The sequence below is a fragment of the Azospirillum lipoferum genome (assembly GCF_024170005.1).
GTDB classification, from domain to species: Bacteria; Pseudomonadota; Alphaproteobacteria; order Azospirillales; family Azospirillaceae; genus Azospirillum; species Azospirillum lipoferum.
The window spans coordinates 51,354-72,913 of sequence record NZ_JALJXJ010000018.1 but is presented as its reverse complement, the minus strand read 5'-3'; the positions used below and the strand labels follow the sequence as shown (position 1 = coordinate 72,913).

Annotated in this window: 13 protein-coding genes; 6 read left to right on the top strand and 7 right to left on the bottom strand. The window is 67.1% G+C overall.

The features are described from left to right. Positions 1–30 precede the first annotated feature (30 nt). The 6 genes from J2848_RS30505 to J2848_RS30480 all read right to left on the bottom strand — a co-directional run bounded on the left by J2848_RS30505 (position 31) and on the right by J2848_RS30480 (position 8,438). Complete coding sequence (locus tag J2848_RS30505) at positions 31–339, bottom strand: hypothetical protein (protein WP_014188313.1); 309 nt, start codon at positions 337–339, stop codon at positions 31–33. A 240-nt stretch (positions 340–579) separates the two neighbouring features. Next, the gene (locus tag J2848_RS30500) at positions 580–2,265 is read right to left on the bottom strand and encodes a calcium-binding protein (protein WP_149234259.1); all 1,686 of its coding nucleotides are present in this window, start codon (positions 2,263–2,265) and stop codon (positions 580–582) included. Positions 2,266–2,369: 104 nt separating this feature from the next. After that, positions 2,370–3,491, bottom strand: a complete 1,122-nt coding sequence (locus J2848_RS30495) for an alginate O-acetyltransferase AlgX-related protein (protein ID WP_170307215.1) — start codon at positions 3,489–3,491, stop codon at positions 2,370–2,372. Positions 3,492–3,517: 26 nt separating this feature from the next. Next, complete coding sequence (locus tag J2848_RS30490) at positions 3,518–4,819, bottom strand: MBOAT family O-acyltransferase (RefSeq protein WP_246194248.1); 1,302 nt, start codon at positions 4,817–4,819, stop codon at positions 3,518–3,520. A gap of 494 nt (positions 4,820–5,313) precedes the next feature. Then, positions 5,314–6,663 (bottom strand): sigma-54-dependent transcriptional regulator, encoded by a 1,350-nt coding sequence (locus J2848_RS30485; RefSeq protein WP_149234262.1) that lies wholly within the window; start codon positions 6,661–6,663, stop codon positions 5,314–5,316. Continuing rightward, positions 6,660–8,438: a sensor histidine kinase gene (locus tag J2848_RS30480; protein ID WP_246194250.1), complete on the bottom strand. Its 1,779-nt coding sequence runs from the start codon at positions 8,436–8,438 to the stop codon at positions 6,660–6,662. Before J2848_RS30480 ends, J2848_RS30485 begins: the two co-directional genes overlap by 4 nt. 327 nt (positions 8,439–8,765) lie before the next feature. Here J2848_RS30480 and J2848_RS30475 point away from each other — a divergent pair, with 327 nt between their 5' ends. From J2848_RS30475 to pseG, 6 genes are all read left to right on the top strand, one after another. After that, positions 8,766–10,082 carry a dicarboxylate/amino acid:cation symporter gene (locus J2848_RS30475; RefSeq protein ID WP_149234263.1) on the top strand — a complete coding sequence of 439 codons (1,317 nt, stop codon included), beginning with the start codon at positions 8,766–8,768 and terminating at the stop codon, positions 10,080–10,082. A 244-nt stretch (positions 10,083–10,326) separates the two neighbouring features. Further along, positions 10,327–12,639 carry an NADP-dependent malic enzyme gene (locus tag J2848_RS30470; RefSeq protein WP_149234264.1) on the top strand — a complete coding sequence of 771 codons (2,313 nt, stop codon included), beginning with the start codon at positions 10,327–10,329 and terminating at the stop codon, positions 12,637–12,639. 110 nt (positions 12,640–12,749) lie between these two features. Then, complete coding sequence (locus J2848_RS30465) at positions 12,750–14,753, top strand: tetratricopeptide repeat protein (RefSeq protein ID WP_149234265.1); 2,004 nt, start codon at positions 12,750–12,752, stop codon at positions 14,751–14,753. After that, complete coding sequence (locus J2848_RS30460) at positions 14,750–18,757, top strand: tetratricopeptide repeat protein (protein WP_149234266.1); 4,008 nt, start codon at positions 14,750–14,752, stop codon at positions 18,755–18,757. Before J2848_RS30465 ends, J2848_RS30460 begins: the two co-directional genes overlap by 4 nt. Positions 18,758–18,927: 170 nt before the next feature. Continuing rightward, on the top strand, positions 18,928–19,653 hold the full coding sequence (locus J2848_RS30455; RefSeq protein WP_149234267.1) for a nucleotidyltransferase family protein: 726 nt from the start codon (positions 18,928–18,930) through the stop codon (positions 19,651–19,653). Between the two features lie 173 nt (positions 19,654–19,826). Further along, on the top strand, positions 19,827–20,909 hold the full coding sequence (gene pseG, locus J2848_RS30450; RefSeq protein ID WP_149234268.1) for a UDP-2,4-diacetamido-2,4,6-trideoxy-beta-L-altropyranose hydrolase: 1,083 nt from the start codon (positions 19,827–19,829) through the stop codon (positions 20,907–20,909). Between the two features lie 4 nt (positions 20,910–20,913). Here pseG and J2848_RS30445 read toward each other — a convergent pair whose 3' ends face one another. After that, entirely contained in the window at positions 20,914–21,423 is a 510-nt protein-coding gene (locus tag J2848_RS30445) for an RT0821/Lpp0805 family surface protein (RefSeq protein ID WP_149234269.1), read from the bottom strand. Between the last annotated feature and the right edge of the window lie 137 nt (positions 21,424–21,560).

Below are 21,560 nucleotides of genomic sequence, written 5' to 3'. Positions count from 1 at the left end.
AACGACCGCGCCCTTCTCCCAAAAGAGTGGTCAGACGGTACGCGGATGGTGCGGCAGATGGGCAAGGCGGCCGATCCGCTCGGCCACTTGCAGGGCCTCGACGACGTCGTCCAACCGTCCGTCGCGCATCAGGTTGTGCGCATGGGTGTTCAGCGCGGCGACGACGGCCCGTTCATCGGACACCCCGCGGGCCGGCTGCCCGTCGGGGTCGAGCACGGTGGCGCCCAACGCCGCCATGGCCTCCGCGGTCAGGTTCACGGCCTCCGACAGGGCCTCTTCGTCGTCGTCCGCGGCGGTCAGGATCGGTTCCAGAAGCTCCGCAAGGAGACGGGGGGTCATGGTGCTAATCCTCGGTGACATTCTCAGGCCGTCCCCTTCGACGTCGGTGCTGCACGGTCTATCGGTACAACAGCCGGAACGAAGGAAAGGTCCGTCCCGCCGCGCCACCCGCGGCCCTGGCCGAACGGGTGGAGACGGCACATGGGAACCACGGGAACCGCAGGCAAGCTTGAGCGTCCGTCAACTGCCTTGATGGGGGAGTTGCAGGACGGCCGGCCACCCCGTCAGCCAGTTATTTCGTTAGATGGAAGATACCGAGAACCAGTTGGCCGAGACCTGCCACTGCTTCACATTGTCGAGCGAAAGCGTGAAGACGTTGCTGTCGCCAGTCACCGAAAGTCCGAATTCGCTGGTGGCGAAGCTGGCCACCACGCCCTTTCCATCGCCACGGTCAAGGAAACGCGCCATGATGTCGGAAAGGCTGAGCGCGCTGTGGCGGAAGCTCAGCACATCGACGCCCGGCTGGAAATCCGTGACCGTCGTCACCGACGTGCCCGACCACAGAACGTAGGAATTGCCGCCGGGCCCCGGATAGGAGGTCCAGGCCTTCGGATCCTGCCAGAGCTGGTTCGGCGGCGAGCCGAGATCGACGAGGAAAGTATCGGCGCCATTGCCGCTGGTGAGGCGGTCGTTGCCAGTCCAGGCCACCAGCGTGTCGTCGCCATCGCCACCAATCAGCGTATCGTTGCCCGACGCCAGCCATGTGTAGAAGCGCGCGTCGTTGTACCCAACCGCCAGCAGATAATCGTTGCCGGCGCTCCCTTCCACGACCGCTCCGCCGCTGCCGCCATTCAGCGTGTCATTGCCGGCACCGCCCAGAAGGCAGATCTGGGTGTTGGTGCTGCCGGCACCGATCCAGTCGTCACCGGCACTCCCGGCGATGGTCGGAACCGATGGATTGTTGATCGGATTGACGAACACCCGCATCCGTTCGACATTGGCCGGCATGGAATAGTTGAAGTAGCCGCTGATGCTGTCCTCGATCAGGACAAGCTCGTCGGTCCCGGCATCCGTCCCTTCGGTTACCAGCACGCCGGACGAATGAACGTAGTAGGTGTCGTCGCCACTTCCGCCGTTCAGCGTGTCGTTCTGCGCGCCGTACAGCGTATCATTGCCGGTTTCGCCGAACAGCTGGTCGCTATAGTCACTGTAACCGCTGTAGGCGCCGACCATCGTGCTGGTAGAGATGGTGTATCCGTCGATGCCATCCAGTATGTCGTCGCCGGCCCCGCCGTTCAGGATCCGCACATGGCCGGGCGCACCGTCGAAGGCGATCCAATGGTCGTTGCCGGCCAGTGCCGCCATGTCGTTCGGCATACGGCCTTCCCGCTTGCCGAAGACGTCGTAGTGGGTGCGGGCGGACATCCAGCCGGCATTGACCGCATCGCGGACATCCGGATAGGCCTGGAGATACCACGCTTCATCGAAACTGCCCGACAGGGCAGGGGGAAGCGGCGGTGTGGGCTTGGCGTAGAAGGCGATCCCTTCGTAACGATAGCTTGGAAGGCTTGCGATCAACCCGTCCCGCTCATCCTCCGACGCGGTGAAGAAATGGCTGCCGGTCGCCGTGTCGAGGAAGCGATAGACGGGCTGGGAGAACTGATAATCCGGCGTCGCGGCGACAAGGAATGCCTGCGAATCCTCCAGCCGGTAGTTGTCCGACATGTTCTGGAGGATGTAGTCCCGTTCGGTGACACTGGCGGTGTAGAAATGCTCCCCGGTGTCCAGACGTAGAAAACGGGCAACCGACACCGGGTTGCTGGCGCCGCCCCCGTCAAGGAAGGCGACGCCTTCATAAGCCATATCGCCGCTGCCGGCCCCGCTGCTGGCGATGATGCCATCCCGTTCGGCCGTGCTCTCGGTTAGAAAATGCTCTCCCGTCCTGCGGTTGAAGAAACGGAAGACCCTGGAAGATACAACGCCCATCTCAATGGCCGCAATATGGTTAATCAACCGCAAGTAGGCTAGGCCAATAACCCTTCAAGAGCAAGGCCCATTCGTTTCGCGGCACCGGCAGAAAATTACCCGGCTCACTCCGCCGGAATGGGCGTGTTGAGCGAACGTTCGACGAACTGGTAGACGACCACATCCGGCTTGTGCGCTTCGATCAGCGGCTTGTCGAAGCGCAGCCCCTTGTGCTCGGTGATCACCGCCTCGCGGAAGCTTTCGGCGATGTATGGGATCATGGAGATGGTGAAAGAGTCGCGGAACCACACCACGCTCGGCGCCGTTGGCCGGTCGGCGTGCAGAATGGTCTGGACGACGCCGTTCGGCATCGAGGTGTCGGCGCTGCGGAGCCTGGGCGGTCCCGCAAGGTCGTAACGGACCTCCTCCTCCTGATAGACCGCTGCCAGTCCCAGCATGCGGGCGAGATCGAGGTCGGCGCCCTTGCGCATGGCGTGGGTCAGCTTCATGTCGGCCGGGGTCAGCGGCGTGAACTCCGGACGGACCATCTTGATCCACTCCATGATCCGCTGATAGCCGATGGTGAAGGCAGCCTCGACCGTCCAGTGCGTGTCGGCCTGGAAATAGACCTTCATATCCTTTTTGGCGGCAATGAGGTCTGCGGTCATGTCCTTGAACACCAGCGGCGAGTGCCTCTCCGCCAGTCGCCGGGTGATCTGGTCCATCCGGCTTTCCGGGTTCACCTGGGTGGCCCAGGCCGGCAGATCCTCAAGGTAGACGCGCTCCTTGTTGGGAATGGCGACCGTCAGCATGGGGATGCCGCGCTTCGCCAGCCAGGCCTGCCGCCGCTCCATGACGTCGATCCAGCGGTCCAACTCTTCCGGCGTGAACCGGTCGATGCCGCGTGTCTGCTCAAGCGCATGTTCGCCGGTGTAGAACAGCCAGCCCTTCCGGCCGAGCACGACCAGCGGCGAGGTGCTCTGGCCGAAAAGCTTGACCCGGATCAGGTTGTTGGCGAGCACAAGATCGTTGCGGAAGCCGAAATGGTCCTTCAGCCATGCCTCGAAACGCTGCGGCAGGACGGAAAATTCCTCCACATTGCCGGGGAGGCCGGGCAGTGCGTTCGGCGCCCGCATCTCGGTCGCCGTCACCCCCGTTCCCACGGACATGATCTGGCCGACCATCGGCAGCAGCAGCAGCACCAGGAAAAGCCCGATGCACAGCTTCTGCAAAAGCGTGCTGTGCACGATCCCGAGAGTCATCGCTCGCATGGTCAGAACCGGAAGTAGATGAACGGGTTGTAGGTGCCGGCGGCGAGGCTCATGACGGCCAGCGCGAACATGCCGAGCAGACCGGCGAGGTACAGCGCCTCGCCCGTGCCGACCAGGATGCGCCCGCGGGCAGCACTCCGCACCGTGCCCAGCCCGCCCCGCACCAGCCGGCCGAGCACCGGTGTCGCTGCGACCATGCCGATCGCCAGCGCGGTGGCGACTTCCGGCGTCAGGAACTGGAGGACGTGCGGGGCCAGCGGACTCGGCTGGCCGGCCCCGGCCATGGCCTTCAGGAAGGTCCAGGCATGTCCCAGCGTGTCGGCGCGGAAGAACACCCAGCCGACCATCACCACCAGAAGCGTGTAGAGGTGGCGGGCCATCGGCACCGACCGGTCGAGTAGCCGCGAGATGCCCAGCCGCTCGAACACCAGGAAGGCGCCGTGCCACAGCCCCCAGACCACGAAGGTCCAGTTGGCGCCATGCCAGAGGCCGCACAGCAGGAAGACGATCAGCAGGTTCCGGTAGGTGGCCAACGGACCGGCGCGGTTGCCGCCCAGCGGGATGTAGAGATAGTCGCGGAACCACATCGACAGCGAGATGTGCCAGCGGCGCCAGAACTCGGTGATCGACTGCGCGATGTAGGGATAGTTGAAGTTCAGCGGGAAGTGGAAGCCGATCATCAGCCCCAGCCCGATCGCCATGGTCGAATAGCCGCAGAAATCGAAGAAGATTTGCAGCGTGTAGCAGGCGATGCCCAGCCAGGCGACCGGCAGGCTCAGCCCCGTCGGGTCGATCGCGAAAATCTGGTCGGCCGCCACCGCCACCGTATTGGCGATCAGCACCTTCTGCGCGAGGCCAATGACGAAGATCTGGATACCCTCGGCGAACAGACCGGCATTGACCCGGCGGTTGTGGATCTCGTCCCGGATGTCGTGGAAGCGGATGATCGGCCCGGCCACGAGCTGAGGGAACATGGTGATGTAGACGGCGACGTAGATCAGGCTGCGCTCCACCGGAACCTGCCGGCGGTAGACATCGATCAGGTAAGACAGCGCGTGGAAGGTGAAGAAGGAGATGCCGAGCGGCAGATGCACCTGCGGCGGCCCGGACAGCAGGTTCGGCGCCAGCGCGACAGCCATTTCATAAAAGAAACCCAGATACTTGAAATAGATGAGGATGCCCAGGTTGGCGACGACGCCGGTCCCCAGGGCAAGCTTCCGCCCCCGTCCCTCCTGCCCGGCGATCCATAGGCCGAAGCCGTAGTTGACGAGGATCGACAGCAGCATGACGTAGGTGTAGATCACCTCGCCATATGCATAAAAAACCAAGCTAAACAGAAGAAGCGTTGCGTGCTTGAACGGCAGTGCATAATAACAAAAAAGGAATATCGGCAAAAAATAGAAAATGAATACAATAGAGCTGAAAACCATATTTCACCAAAATTTCAGATTCACTGCACGGTTCGGGTTACGCCGCGTCAGGCCAGCAGGAATGCCGTTCCAGAACGACAGGAACGCGAAACCCTGATCGGGTCGATACCCAGACCCTTCCGAGAAATTCGCCCCTCGACAGCGGCGAGCCTGGAACAGATCCTCAGCCCCGCCCGACCGTGCCGGCGGTGAAAAAATGCTCACCCGCCATGCGGTTGAAGAGGCGAAAGGTTCTGGGAAATAGATGGTCTTGCGCCATAGCCGTAGCCGCGGGAATGTGGGTCAACTACAGGTGGTTTAGCGCAATATCATTCCAATGACAACTCTCATTCGTTACCCACTATGAGGTATGAAATGTCGTACCGCTTTCAATCCAGGAAGTCGTCGCGGCTCAGCCCATAACGCTTCAGCTTGTCGTAGAAGGTCTTGCGCGGGATGTTCAGCGCTTCGATGGCGGCCTTTACGCTGCCGCGATGGCGCGCGAGTTCGGACTGGATCAGCCCCTTCTCATAGAGATCGACCTGCTCGGCCAACGACAGCGCGGACGGTGCTGACGCCGGAGCCACATCCTCCAGACCCAGCACGAAGCGGTCGGCGGCGTTGCGCAGTTCGCGGACATTGCCCGGCCAGTCCTGACCCATCAGCCGCTGCATCTGCTCGCGGCCCGGCGCGCGCGGCTCGCGGTTGTAGCGGGCGGCGGCCTGGGCGACGAAATGCTGGAACAGCAGCGGGATGTCGTCCCGGCGCTCGCGCAGCGGCGGGATGGTCAGCACCACCACATTCAGCCGGTAATAGAGGTCGGCGCGGAACTTCCCGGCATCGGCCGCCTGCCGCAGATCGGACTTGGTGGCGGCGACGACGCGGAGGTCGACCGGCACCTGCTCGTTCGATCCCAGCGGCTCGACCAGCCGTTCCTGGATCACCCGCAGCATCTTGACCTGCAAGGCCAGCGGCATGCTTTCGATCTCGTCCAGGAACAGGGTGCCGCCGCCGGCATGCTCGATCCGGCCGACCCGGCGCTTTCCCGCCCCGGTGAAGGCGCCGGCCTCGTGCCCGAACAGCTCGCTTTCGAAGATCGATTCCGGCATGGCGCCGCAGTTCAGCGCGACGAACGGATTCTTGCGCCGGCCGCTGGCAAGGTGCAGGGCACGGGCCACCATTTCCTTGCCGGTGCCGGTCTCGCCGAACACCAGCACGTCGGCGTCGGTATCGGCGACCGCGGCGATGGTGGCGCGCAGCCGCTCGATGCCCGGCGTGCGGCCGACGATCGTCTCCGCCGGGTCGGCCCCGCCGGCCAGCTGCGCCCTCAGCCGGCGGTTCTCCATCACCAGCCGGCGCTTCTCCACCGCGCGCCGCGCCACTTCGGTCAGCCGGTCGGACGGGAAGGGCTTTTCCAGGAAGTCGTAGGCGCCGTTGCGCATCGCCTCCACCGCCATCGGCACGTCGCCATGGCCGGTGATCAGGATGACGGGCAGGTCGGGGTCGATCTCCTGCACCCGGGCCAGCAGGGCCAGACCGTCCATCTGGGGCATGCGGACGTCGGTGACGAGGCAGCCCGGCCAGTCGCGCCCGAGATGACGCAAAGCCCGTTCCGCCCCGTCGCAGGCCGTCACCTCGAACCCCGCCAGTTCCAGCGCCTGCTGCCCGGCCAGCCGTACCGCGCGCTCGTCGTCGACGAAAATCACGCTGCCGGCGGCCTCTGGAATGGTCGGGCTCATGCGCTCTGCTCCGTGGTGGTGAGCCGCAGGGTGAAGACGGCGCCATGGCCGGGTTCACCGTTGCGGTTGGCGGCGGTCAGGCTGCCGCCAAAATCCTCGACGATGCCGTGGCTGATCGACAGCCCCAGTCCCAACCCTTCACCCGCTTCCTTGGTGGTGAAGAAGGGGACGAACAGGCGGGGCAAGTCAGCCTCGGCGATGCCGCTGCCGGTGTCGGCGACGCTCAGCAGAGCCTCGCCCTCCGCCGCGACCAGCCCGATGCGCAGGCGGCGCACCGGACAGCCGCGCATGGCGTCGGCGGCATTGCCGATCAAATTGACCAGCACCTGCTGCAACCGCACATCCTCCGCCACCACCCGGACCGGCTGGTCGGGCAGATCGACCTCCACGACGATGTCGTCGCGCCGCAGCTTGGATTCCAGTAGCGCCAGCGCCTGGCCCACGGCGCCCTGCACCGACACCGGCCCCAGCGTGCCGGAGGCGCGGCGGGCGAAGCCTTTCAACTGGCGGGTGATCGCGGCCATGCGGTCGGTCAGCTCGGCGATCTCCGCCAGGTTGTCGCGCACCGACTCCAGCCGCCCGCGCTCCAGCAGCACCACTGCATTGTCGGCGAAGCTGCGCATGGCGGCGAGCGGCTGGTTGATCTCATGGGCGATGCCGGCCGACATCTGGCCCAGCGCCGCCAACTTCGCCGCCTGGGTCAATTCGTTCTCCGCCGCGCGCAGATCAGCGGTGGCGGCGGCGACCCGGCGTTCCAGCTCCGCCCGCGATTCCTCCTGCAAGGCGATCCGCTCCACCAGCGCCACCCGGCGCAGCGCCACCGCATAGGCAGTAAGAGCCGCCATCGCCACTGCGGCGGCGGCCAGCAGTCCGGCGACCCAGGCGCGGGCGGTCACCGGATCCAGGCTGGTGAGGCTGTGCAGGGTCCAATCGCCGCCGGGCATGGCGACGGAGGTCAGCAGATAGCGCTTCTGCCCGTCCTTCTCCTCCAGTGCGATACGGTCGGCGGCGCCGCCGAAGGCCCAGGGCAGCACGTCCAGCCCCTCGCTGGTACCTTCCGGGGTGATGGGCAGGCTGATCGGCAGGCGGCGGGGCAGGGCGTGGTAGCGCCAGGAGGGCATGTTGGTGATGAACACCACCCCGTCGCGGTCGGTCACCAGCAGCTTCTCCTGCCCCGGCCTCCAGGCGGCTTCCAGCCGGTCGAAGCCCAGTTTCAGGACCACCGCCCCCACTGTGCGGTTTTCCGCCACCACCCGGTTCGCGGTGTAGAAGCCCGGTACCAGCGAGGTGGTGCCGAGCGCGAAATGATGCCCTTCGCCCTGATCCATCGCCATGCGGAAATAGGGCCGGTAGGAGAAATTCTCGCCGACGAAGCTGTCCGGGCTGCTCCAGTTGCTGGCCGCCACCGTCGTCCCTTTGGCATCCATCACATAGAGCGCCAGCGCATCCAGCGCGCGGGCGATGTCCTGAAGCTTGCGGTTCAGCCGGTCGACCGCAGCCGGCGTCGGGTTGGCCAGCAGCGCGCGCACTTCCTCATCTTGCGCCAGAGCCAAGGGAACGGCGGCGTGCCGCTCCAGCTCCGCCCGCAGATTGGCGTTGTAGAGCGCCAACTGCGCCCGCGCACTCTCCCGCAGATCCTCCTGCGCCAGCGACGATCCCCACCCCGCCGCAAGCGCCGCCGCCATCGGGACACCCAGCAGCAGGGCGGCGAAGAGCAGCCGGCGCGGCCGTTCCAACGCGCGCGCCACCAGCTGCGTCGCCGGCGAGAGCGTCACGGACGGGGAGGGAAGGCCGGCTGAATCTGTCGTCCGCTCGGTCGGATGGATAAGCAACGTCGCCCCCGGCCATGCTGCGCCGCAACAATGATGCCGTAGCGCTGTGAAGTGTGCGGATTTTCGCACATCGCCGGACCCTGTGTCGTGCGGATTCTCGCCCACGCCGATTTGGCAAATGCTTGATGTTGCTGGATTCAGCAATTGGCCCACCGCTTGCTTTCATAGGCAATAGTTGGGGCCGCCCGCCCAGCCGGTCGCAGATGCCGGACGCAAGAACGGGCACCCCGCCAGGAACGCCGTTCTGAGGAACGCCACGAGGAGAGTGACATGAGCGCAGACGCGACCACCGTCCGGTCGGGCACGGTGAAGAAGCCCTTCTACACCAACCTGACCTTCCAGGTTCTGACCGCCATCAGCTTCGGCATCCTGCTGGGGCACTTCTACCCGTCGCTCGCGGTGGAGATGAAGCCGCTGGGCGACCTGTTCATCAAGATGGTCAAGATGGTCATCGGTCCGATCGTCTTCCTGACGGTGGTGACCGGCATCTCCTCGATCGGCAACCTGAAGAAGGTCGGCAAGGTCGGCGGCAAGGCCCTGCTGTATTTCGAGGTGGTGACCACCTTCGCCCTCGGCATCGGCCTGCTGGTCGTCAACTTGGTCCGTCCCGGCGCCGGCATGAACATTGTCCCCGGCCAGTTGAAGGCCGACGCGGTGCAGAAATATGCTACCAGCGCCAAGGAGCACGGCTTCATCGACTTCGTCGTCGGCATCGTGCCGGACAACGTCGTCGGCGCCTTCGTCCAGGGCGACATGCTGCAGATCCTGTTCTTCGCGGTGGTGTTCGGCGTCGCGCTGTCGGCCATGGGCCAGAAGGGCAAGGTCGTCGAGGACATCTTCGACAAGATCAGCCACGCGCTGTTCGGCGTCATCGGCATCCTGATGCGCGTCGCCCCGGTCGGTGCCTTCGGCGCCATGTCCTTCACCATCGGCAAGTATGGCATCTCGTCGCTGACGGCACTGGGTCAGCTGATGGCGTCGGTCTACCTCACGATGGCGATCTTCATCTTCGTCGTGCTGGGCGGCATCGCCAAGGCCTATGGCTTCAGCATCTGGAACTTCGTCCGCTACATCCGCCAGGAACTGCTGATCGTCCTCGGCACCTCCTCCTCCGAATCCGTGCTGCCGCGGATGATGGAGAAGATGCAGAAGTTCGGCTGCTCCAAGCATGTCGTCGGTCTCGTCATCCCGACCGGCTACTCCTTCAACCTCGACGGCACCTCGATCTACCTGTCGATGGCCGCGATCTTCATCGCCCAGGCCTTCAACGTCGACCTGACGATCTGGCAGCAGCTCTACATCCTGGTCATCCTGATGCTGACCTCCAAAGGTGCGGCGGCGGTCACCGGCGGCGGCTTCGTGACGCTGGCCGCCACCCTGTCGGCCACCGGCGTCCTGCCGATCGAAGGTCTGGCCCTGCTGCTTGGCGTCGACCGCTTCATGTCGGAAGCCCGGGCGCTGACCAACCTGATCGGCAACGGCGTCGCCACCGTCGTCGTCGCCAAGATGGAAGGCGAGTTCGACGAGAGCAAGGCGGTCGCCGAATACCAGGAGCACTTCAAGGAGCCGGCTCTGGCCCGGCTCTGAGCATCCGCAAAAGACAAGAGCTCCAAGCGTGACAGCGCCGGTTTTGGAAAATCCAAAGATGATCCATCCGGCCTTCATGGGGATGTTGTAAGATCAGGGGGGACGCTTCGATTTGGTTCGGATCGTCCCCTTCTCATTGTTCCGGGATGGTTGGCGCAACAGCCCGAATGGGCTATAACCGCCATCCAGGTGAAGTGAACGCAAAGAATTAACTTAAATCTCGTTAACCGGAGGAAGAGACCCGATGTCCGGCGATTTTGAAGCGATGGCGCTTGAGTATCACCGCAACCCGCGGCCCGGTAAGCTGGCGATCGTCGCGACCAAGCCCATGGCCAACCAGCGCGATCTGGCGCTGGCTTATTCGCCGGGCGTGGCCCATGCCTGCACCGCAATCGCCGAGGATCCCTCGAAGGCGGCGGAACTGACGGCGCGCGCCAATCTGGTCGCGGTGGTCACCAACGGCACCGCCGTGCTGGGGCTGGGCAACATCGGGCCGATGGCCGCCAAGCCGGTGATGGAAGGCAAGGCCGTCCTCTTCAAGAAGTTCGCCGGCATCGACTGCTTCGACATCGAGCTGAACGAGCTGGATGTCGATGGTCTGGTCGACACCATCGTCCGGCTGGAGCCGACCTTCGGCGCCATCAACCTGGAAGACATCGCCGCCCCCGCCTGTTTCGAGATCGAGCGCCGCTGCCGCGAGCGCATGAAGATCCCGGTGTTCCACGACGACCAGCACGGCACCGCCATCGTGGTGGGTGCGGCCGTGCTGAACGGTCTGGCGCTGGTCGGCAAGGACATCTCCAAGGTCAAGGTTGTCTCCACCGGCGGTGGTGCCGCCGGCATCGCCTGCCTGGACCTGATGCTGTCGCTCGGCGTCCGGCGCGAGAACGTCTGGCTGGTCGACCGCATCGGCGTGGTCCACAAGGGCCGCAACGAGGAGATGAACGAATACAAGGACGCCTACGCGCACGACACCGAAGCGCGCACGCTGTCCGACGTCATCGACGGTGCCGACATCTTCCTCGGCCTGTCGGGCGCCAAGGTGCTGAAGCCGGAACTGCTGGCCCGCATGGCCGACAAGCCGCTGATCCTGGCGCTCGCCAACCCGGAGCCGGAGATCATGCCGGATCTGGCCCGCGAAGCCCGTCCGGACGCCATCATCGCCACCGGCCGGTCCGACTTCCCCAACCAGGTCAACAACGTCCTGTGCTTCCCCTTCATCTTCCGCGGTGCGCTGGATGTCGGCGCCACCACGGTGAATGAGGAGATGAAGATCGCGGCGACCCACGCCATGGCCAACCTCGCCCGCGCCGAACCGTCGGACGTGGTGGCGGCGGCCTATGTCGGTGAATCGCTGCGCTTCGGCCCGGACTACATCCTGCCCAAGCCCTTCGACCCGCGCCTGATCGTCGAGGTGTCGTCGGCCGTCGCCAGGGCCGCCATGGAATCCGGCGTCGCCACCCGGCCGATCGCCGATTTCCGCGCCTATCAGGACCAGCTCAACCAGTATGTCATCCGCTCCGGCCTGTTCATGAAGCCGGTCATCACCAAGGCGAAGACCGCGCCCAAGCGCGTCGTCTATGCCGAGGGAGAGGACCCGCGCGTGATCCGCTGCGCCCAGGTGGTGGTCGATGACGGCATCGCGCATCCGGTGCTGATCGGCCGCCGCGAGGTGATCGAGCGGGTGATCGGCGAGATGGGCCTGCGCCTGAAGATCGGCCAGGACGTCGAGGTCATCGAGATCATCCGCGACCCGCGCTATCACAACTTCACCGAGCATTACCGCAAGCTGATGGGCCGCCGCGGCGTTTCTCCGAGCCATGCCGCCAACGTGGTCCGCACCCAGCCGACCGTCTTCGGTGCGCTGATGGTCCGCCGCGGCGAGGCCGACGCGCTGGTCTGCGGCACCACCGGCCGCTTCAACGAGCATTGGGCGCACATCTGCGGCCTGATCGGCCTGCGCGACGGCGTGAAGGTCGCCGCGACGATGAACGCGCTGATCTCGCAGAAGGGCGTCCACTTCATCACCGATACCTACGTCAACCCCGACCCGACCGCCGAACAGGTGGCCGAGATCGCCCGGCTGGCGGCGGACGAGGTGAAGCGCTTCGGCATCGAGCCGAAGGTGGCCCTGCTGTCGCATTCCAACTTCGGCAGCGCCGACACCCCGTCGGCCCGCAAGATGCGTGCGGCGGTGGAACTGGCATCCGAACAGATGCCGGACGTCGAGATCGACGGCGAGATGCACGCCGACGCCGCTCTCGCCCCGGCGCTGCGCAAGGAGCTGCTGCCCGACAGCCGCCTGAAGGGCGAGGCGAACCTGCTGGTGATGCCGACGCTGGACGCCGCCAACATCGCCTTCAACATGATGAAGATCCTGGGCGAAGCGCAGAATGTCGGGCCGATCCTGCTGGGCGTCCAGCGGCCGGTCCACATCGTCACCCCGTCGGTCACCACCCGCGGTCTGGTCAACATGACTGCCGTCGCCGTGGTCGACGCCCAACTCGCCGACCCGGTCAACGCCGCCCCGACCCCGCCGGTCGGCGTGGGGGCGTAAAGCAGGCAGGACAGGGGCGTGGCAAGGGGGCGCGGTGGTCGCCGCGCCCCATTTCCCCGCATCCAATTCGTGCTATCCCTTACCCGTAGCCAACAGGGACGGCACGGGGCATGAGTAGTCAGCGCAAATCCGGTACCTCCGCTGCCGCCACCGCCGCGGCGCTGGTCGGGCAGGCCGTGGCACTGCACCAGTCCGGCCAGTTGGGCGAGGCCGAAGCGCTCTACCGTCAGGCGCTCGCCGCCCAGCCGCGCCAGCCGGACGCCCTGCATCTTCTCGGCATGATCGCCTGCCAGACCGGCCGCCTCAAAGAGGCCGCCGACCTGATCGGGCAGGCGGTGGCGGCAAAGCGGGATGTTCCCGATTACCACGCCAACCTTGCTTACACCCTCCAGGCTCTTGGCCGCTCCGCCGAGGCCGAACGCGCGGCCCGCAACGCCCTTCGCCTGCGCCGCCCTTTCCCGGAAGCCGCCAACACCCTGGGCAACGCGCTGAACGCGCAAGGAAAGGCAGCGGAGGCCGCCGACGCCTATCGCGCCGCCCTGCGCGCCCGCCCGGACTATGCGGAGGCGGAAGGCAACCTCGGCATCGTCCTGCGCAGCCTCGGCCACTCGGCTGAGGCGGAGCCGCTGCTGCGCCACGCCCTGTCCGCCAACCCGGCCCTGACGGAGGCACATGCTGCCCTTGGCCTCGCCCTGCTCGATCTGGGACGAGCCGACGAGGGGGAGGCGGCCTTGCGTGCTGCGCTGGCGCGCCGGCCGGACCATGCCGTGGCGGTGCTCGCCCTGGCTGGATCGCTGCAACGCCGCTGCGGCGACGCGGGGCCGGCTTACCGCCGCTATCTGACGCTGGTACCGGCGGATGCCGAGGGCTGGAACGCCCACGGCCTCGCCCTCCAGGCCTCCGACCAGATCGCGCCCGCCGCCGATGCCTTTGCCCGCGCCCTGCGGCTCGACCCGAAAATGGCGGAGGCGATGACCAATCTCGGCACCATCCACCGCTTGCAGGGACAAGCCATGGCGTCCGCCGACCTGCAACGCCGTGCGCTGGATTTGCGTCCCGGCTATGCCGCCGCCCACACCAATCTGGCGCTCGCCCTTCAGGATCTGGGCGATGAAGCCGGTGCCGAGCAGGAGTTCACCCGCGCTCTCGATGGCGATCCGGTACAGGCACTCGCCCGCTTCAACCGCGCCATCCTGCGCCTGCGGCAGGGCCGGCTGACAGAGGGGTGGGAGGATTACACGGTCCGCTTCGACTCCGGCCGCCTGAAACCGAGACGCCCCTTCAACATCCCGGAATGGGAGGGCGGTCACCTAGCCGGACGCCGTCTGCTGCTGTGGGCCGAACAGGGGCTGGGGGACGAACTGATGTTCGGCGCCCTGCTGCCCGAAGCCCTGGCCCGCTTTCCCGGCGCCATCGTCGAGTGCGAACCCCGGCTGGTCCCGCTGTTCCAGCGTTCCTTCCCCGGCACCACGGTGCGGACACCGACCCGGCGGCCAACCGATGCCGACTGCCATCTGCCCTTCGGCTCCTTGCCGCGCCTGCTATGGAAGATCGCTCCGGTTCCACCGCCACCCGCCGGCTGGCTGAAGCCCGACCCGGAGCGGGTGGCGGCATGGCGGTCGCGATTGGACGCGCTCGGTCCCGGCCTGAGGGTCGGCATCGCCTGGACCAGCCAGCGCATCACCACCGAACGCCGGCAGTCCTACACCAAGCTGGAGGAGTGGGCGTCCTTGCTGCGCCTGCCCGGCCTGCATGCCGTCAGCCTGCAATATGACGGGCGTGAGGAGGAGATCGCAGCCATCGAAAGCCGCCTGGGCGTCCGCATCCACCGCTGGCACGACCTCGACCAGATCACCGATCTGGAGGGCACCGCGGCGTTGATGGCGAACCTGGATCTGGCGGTCACCGTCGCATCCTCCGCCGGAGAGATGGCGGCGGCACTGGGCACTCCCGTCTGGCGGCTGGGCCGGCGCGACTGGACCCAACTCGGCACCGCCGTGCGCCCCTGGTTCCCGTCCATGCGCTGCATTCATCCCGACGGAGGCGATGGGATCGGCGACGCCATTCCAAAGGTCTCTCAGATGCTTGGCCGACTTCTACAAGGTGATCTGTGAGCACTGTCGATTGGTTTGCCGAGGCACTCCGCCACCATCAGGCTGGCGCTCTCGATGCCGCGGAGCCCTTGTATCGACGTGTGCTTGAGGCTCAACCACGCCATGCCGACGCTCTGCATCTGCTTGGCGTTCTAAACCATCAACGCAATAATAACCTTCAAGCCATTGTTTTTATTGATAAAGCTATCGAGATGGCACCTGAGGTGGCGGATTATCACGCCAACCTCGGCATCGTTTTGCAACGGATGGAGCGGCTCGACGAAGCGGAAGCGGCGCAGCGCCGGGCGCTTGACCGCGATCCCACCCATGTCGGTGCCCACTTCAATCTCGGTCTCGTCCTGGCGGCTCTGGGACGACTGGCGGAGGCGGCCGACCATTATGCCGAGGCCGCCCGGCTGTCACCCGACTTGGCAGACGCCCATCTGAACCTTGGCGCTGTACTCCAGGACCTCGGCCGTGCGGAAGAGGCGTTGGCCGCCCATGCCCGCGCGGCGGAACTGCTGCCCGGTGACCCGCGTCCCTGGACCAACCGGGCGGTCAGCCTGCGCCAGCTCGGCCGTATGGCGGACGCGGCACACGCTCTGCACATGGCGGCGACGCTGGGCAACGGCACCGCCGATTCCGCAGCCTTGTCTGCCCTCGCCGCCGCGCTCCAGGCAGCCGGACGGACGGAAGAGGCTGCTGAGCGTTTCGCCGATGCTCTGCGTCTTGACCCGCATGATTCGTTCTCACTCAATGGTCTGGGGCTCTGTCTTAAAGCTCTTGGGCAACTGGATGATGCTGCCACATGCTTTGATGCGGCCACGGCCATCCAGCCCGGCCATGCCGATGCACTGGACAATCTCGGCAGTGTCCGCACTGCTCAGGGGCGCCATGCGGAGGCGGAAGCGCTGCATCGGTCCGCGATCGGTCACCGCCCCGACTTCGCCGGCGCCTGGAACAATCTGGGTAACGCCCGCCATGCCGCCGGCCGCACGGGCGATGCCTGGAGGGCGTGGCATGTGGCGCTGTCTCTGGATCCGGCCCTGCCGGAAACCCACACCAACCTGGGCAATGCCCTGCGCAGCGCCGAGCGATTTTCCGAGGCCGAACGATCACAGCGCCGCGCCATCCGCCTTGCTCCGCTGGAAGCGCCGGCCCGCAACAATCTGGGCCATCTGCGCCAGGGCCGGCACGATTATTCCGGTGCGGCCGACGGCTACCGCAGTGCCCTGGCGCTCGATCCCGCCTATGGCGAGGCGTGGAGCAATCTCGGCCTGGCCCGCCAGCGTCTGGGTGAAAGCGAGGGGGCGGAACGTTGCTATGACCGGGCGCTGTCTCTGCGGCCGGACCTGTCGCTGTCCCATTTCAACAAGGGCCTGCTGCGGCTGGAAGCCGGCGATCTCGATCGCGGCTGGCCCGGCTATGCGTGGCGCTTCGGGTCCGGACAGGTCGGGCAGGGGCGCCATCCCCGTGCCCAGCCGTGGCGTGGGGAGGATCTGACTGGCCGCCGGCTGATGATCTGGGGGGAGCAAGGGGTGGGCGACACCATCCTGTTCTCCGCCCTGTGTCCGGAACTGGCTGGACGCGCCGTCTCCACCATTCTGGAGGTTGATCGCCGTCTGGTGCCGCTGTTCGCCCGCTCCTTCCCCGCCCTGCGGGTGCGGGCGGAGGCATTGGACGGGCAGGGTCAGGAGGCGATGGCGATCCCCGACTATGACCGCCATGTGCCGATGGGCTCCTTGCCCCGGGTCCTACGCCGTCGGCTGGCCGATTTCCCAGCGCGCCAATCCTGGCTGGTACCCGATGCCGGGTTGGCGGAGCGGTGGCGTGACCGGCTGGCTGCGCTCTGCCCCGGCTTGCGCGTCGGCATTGGCTGGCGCAGCCAGATGATGACGGCGGAGCGTCGCGTCGCCTATCTGCCACTGGACGCCTGGGCGCCGCTGTTCGCACTGCCCGGCATCCGGTGGGTGGTGCTGCAATATGGCGAGGTGGAGGAAGAGGTCCGGCAGGCGGAGCGGCGCTTCGGCATCCGCCTGCATCGCTGGGACGACCTCGACCGCAAGGATGATTTCGACGGCATGGCCGCCCTGATCGCCGGGCTGGACCTCGTCATCTCGCCCGCCATGTCGGTCGGCGAACTCGCCGGCGCGCTGGGCACGCCGGTCTGGCGCTTCGGCACCCGCGACTGGACCCAGCTGGGGGCCGGTGTACGCCCCTGGTACCCGTCGATGCGCCTGTTCCAACCCCGCCCCGGCGAACCGCTGTCGACGACGATGGCCGATATGGCTCATGCGCTGAAATCCCTCTCCACCCCACGGATTCCCTCTCCCCCCGGGGAGAGGGAGATCCTCCCGAATGGGGAGAGACTGGCGGCGCAGGCCATCGCTCTGCACCGGCAAGGTCGTCTGTCGGAGGCCGAAATCCTCCACCGCAAAGCAGTAGCGTCGGCCCCAACACAGCCGGCGCCATGGACCAACGGCGGGCTGACCCTGCTCCGGCTTGGTCGGATCGAGGCCGCCATCCATTGGCACCGGCGGGCAGTGGCACTGACCCCGGCCTTTCCCGAAGCGTGGAGCAATCTTGGGGTCGCGCTCCAGGTGGAAAGTACCGTGGCGGAGGCCGCGAGGGCTCACCGCCGCGCCGTGCGGCTGCGTCCGACGCAGGCGGAAAGCTGGGGAAACCTCGCCGCGGCGCTGCTCACCGCCCACCGCTTCACCGAGGCGGAAACCGCCTGCTCCCGTGCGACAGCCCTGGCACCCGCCCTTGCCGGCGTTCTGACCACCGGCGGCGCGGTGCTGAAGGCGCAGGGGCGTTTCGCCGACGCTGCCCGCCGGTGCCGCCGGTCGCTCCGGATCGTCCCGATCTCCGCCAAGGGCTGGTCGAACCTCGGCATGGCGCTCGCGGGGCTCGGGCGCTGGGCCGACGCGCTGCACGCCCATCGGCGTGCCACGGCACTTGCGCCGGACCTGCCGGACGTGCTGGTCAACCACGGCCATACGCTGCTGATGCGGGGAGAGCGGGCGAGCGCCGCTCTCTTTGCTGAGCGTACGCTGAGACTGGCGCCCGGCCGGGCTGAGGCGCGGATGAACCGCGCCCTGCTGCGGCTGGCCGATGGCGACTTGAGCGGCGGCTGGGAGGATTACGCCCACCGCTTCGCCACTGGCGATGCCGTGCCCCGCCGCTTCAATATTCCAGACTGGCAGGGCGAGCCGCTGGCCGATCGATGCATCCTTGTCTGGGGCGAGCAGGGGCTGGGCGACGAGATCCTGTTCGGCACCGCACTGCCCGACCTGCTCCGTCATGCCGGCAAGGTCATCGTCGAATGCGACCCGCGGCTGACCAGCCTGTTTGCCCGAGCCTTGCCGAGAGCGGATGTCCGAGCGCCCACGCCCGATCCGCGGGACGCCGACTGCCACGCCGCCATGGGCAGCGTCGCGGCCCGGCTGCGGTCGTCCTTGCGGCAATTCCTGGCGAAAACTCCGTTCCTCACCCCAGACCCGGAGCGGGCGGCGGAATGGTGCACGCAGCTGGCGTCTCTCGGCACCGGCCTGCGGGTCGGCGTCTGCTGGCGCAGCAGCCGGATGACCGCCGACCGCACCGGCGCCTACAGCCGTATCGACCAATGGGGGCCGGTCTTCGCCGTGCCCGGCGTGATCTTCGTCAGCCTGCAATATGACGAGCGCGAGGCGGAGCGGACAGAGGCCCTGCATCGCTTCGGCACGGTCCTGCATCATTGGCCCGATCTGGACCAGCGCAATGATCTGGACGGAGTCGCGGGGCTGATGACCGGCCTGGACCTCGTCATTTCCGCGCCGACCGCCGTGGGAGAACTCGCTGCGGCCCTCGGCGTGCCGGTCTGGCGGATCGCCGCGGCCGGCGACTGGTCGGCCTTGGGAGCGGCGATCAGGCCCTGGTTCCCGACCATGGCGCTGATCGGCGATTCCGGCGACCATGACGCCGCTTTGGCCGCCGTCGCCCGGCGCCTGCGCCGTCTGGCCGATGACCGGTCCCGGTTGGAATGACCATTGGAGGAGGCCGCTCCGCGCAATTCCGCATTGCGATTCCCGAGCGCCCCCATTATCGACTATGGCCGCCGGGGCCTGCGCAGGGTGGATGACCCGGCGCCCGCTCCGTCGTAAGCTGCTTCCACAAGCCGGTTGACGACAGCGGGACTTCAGGGAAAGGACGGTCGGTGCGGTCTGAGGACGCTCTTGCCAACATAGACGTCGCGGTGCTCGCAGGCGGGCTGGGTACGCGCATCCGGGGCGTTCTGGGTGACACGCCGAAGGTCCTGGCCCCGATCGCGGGCCGCGCCTTTCTCGGCCATCTCCTCGATTACCTGTCCACCTACGGATCGCGCCGTGTGGTGCTGTGCCTGGGCCATCTGGCCGACCGGGTGACCGCCTGGCTCGCCCGCGGTGATTCGGCCGGCACCATCGACGTGGTCTGCCAGATCGAACCGCGCCCGCTCGGCACCGCAGGCGCCCTGGGCTATGTCCGCAAGGAGCTGCGCAGCAGCACCATCCTGGTGGTGAACGGCGACACCTTCCTCGACGCCGACCTGCGCGCCTTCATCGCATCGCACCGGCTGTCGGGGGCGGAAGCCTCGGTGCTGTGCGTGACGGTGGAGGACGCCTCCCGCTTCGTGCGGGTGGAGATCGGTCCCGACAGCCGGGTTCGCCGTTTCCTGGACAAGGCGCCGGGAGCCGGCACCATCAATGCCGGGGTCTACCTGTTCTCCGCCGCCTTCCTCGACCGCTTCGTCGCGGCGGGGGCGGTGTCACTGGAACGCGACGTGCTGGAAAAGCTGCCGCCCGGCACCCTGAACGCCCATGTCGCCAAGGCCCGCTTCCTCGATATCGGCACACCGGAAAGCCTCGCCACCGCCGCCAGCGTCATCGCCGGCCGGGAGTCCTGACGGGCAACCTTGGTGGAGTGTCTTGGCGGAGTGCCCTGGGGGCGCCGCACTTTGCCCCTGCGCGCCCGGCGGTCTGGCGCTGGACAGGCGCAAAGTGCCGGGCCAAGATGCTGACCGACTCGATCCCGCGCGCCGTGGCAGGACAGCCACGCCGTCTCTTCCGGACCAGTGCCATGGCCGTCATCCTCATCCGCGCCGACGCCTCGCCCATCATCGGCACCGGCCATGTCATGCGCTGCCTCGCCGTGGCCGAAGCCCTGCGCGAGCAAGGGCATGAGGCGCTGTTCGCCGCCGTCGAGTCCACCCCCGCCATTGACCACCGCCTGACCGCCGACGGCTTCCGCCATGTCTCCATCGCCGGCCCGGTGGGAGAGGCTGCGGATCTGGCCGCCACCCGTTCTCTGCTGCGGCGGGAGCATGGCAGCGCAGTGATGCTCGACGGCTACCGCTTTGGCGAGGCTTACCGCGCCGGGCTTCAGGCGGCGGGGGCGCGGGTGTTGGCCTGGGACGATCTGGGCGACGGCACGCCGTTGCACGCCGACCTCGTCGTCAATGCAGCACCACAGGCGGCGACCCTGCCTTATGAGGCGATGGCGCCCGGTGCCATCCTGCTGCTTGGCCCCGGCTATGCGCCCCTGCGGCGGGAGGTCCGGCTGGCGGCCCAGGCGCCGCGGCGGGCCATCGCCGACCGTCCGGTGCTGCTGGTGACCTTCGGCGGCTCCGATCCGCTCGGCCTGACCGGTCCGGTTTTGACGGCGCTGGGAAAGGCGCGGCCCGACGGCTGCCGGATCGTCGCCGTGGTCGGCGGCAGCAACCCGCGCGCGGCAGAGGTGGCGGCGCTCGCCCGCGATGGAATTTCCGTGGAGATCGATTGCCCGCGCATGGGCGCGCTGATGGCCGATACCGGGCTGGCGGTGTCCGCCGGCGGCGGCACCATGGGCGAACTGGCCGCCCTGGCGGTGCCGACCCTGCTGGTGGTCACCGCCGACAATCAGGCGATGGCGAGTGGCGATGCCGCCCAACTCGGCTGGAGCAGCGCAGTGGATGCCCGCGGCTGCGATCCGGCCAAGGCGGCTGCGCTCATTGCCGAGCGAGCGCTCGCTCTGTGGACCGACGCAGGACGGCGCCAGCAGATGCAAGATGCGGCGTCCGGCCTGCCGCTGGACGGCCAGGGGGCGTTACGCATCGCCTCCGCCCTGACCGGCCCGGCGCCGAAGTCGGGCAGTGCCGCCCGACGGCGGGCGGCGCTCGCCTGAAACGTCAGCTCACAACGCGCCAGCTGCCGTCCGCCTGCTGGCAGGCGGTGCCGAAGCCCTGCTGGGTACGGCCCTGAACGACGATGGTGGTCTGGTATTCGCGGCAGAGCTGGCCTTGCGGCCCGGTGCCTTCGCGGACGGGCGTGTAGCTGCCGTAATTGCCGGTCTCCGGGTTGTTCCAGCGGATGGTGCTCCCGGTCGGCGCGCTGTAAGCATTGACCGCCGCCTGCTGGGCGTAATTCTGGTCGGCGCGGTCGAGCGAGGCCCCGGCCGCATTGCCCAGCGCCGCACCCAGCAGCGTGCCGACGCCCACCGCCACCAGCTTGCCGCTGCCGCCGCCGAAACGCGAGCCGGCCAGACCACCGACCACGCCGCCCAGCACGGTGCCGGCCGTCTGCTTGTTGGCGCTGATGCCGCCATAGGAATCGCCGTAGCCGGGCTGGGCGCAGCCGGCAAGCGGGGCCGCGAGCAGGCTGGCGGACAGCGCGGCGGCGAGGAAGGGGCTGGCTTTCATGGTGGCTCTCGTCCTGTTGGGTCCTGTTCGGATCGGCACGAAACAGTTCGTTCCTGACGCCATCAACATGGCTGACCCGCATCTTATTCCCCGTGCGTGACGCGGTGCCTCGCTTGCTCCTATGATCGGGTCAACGG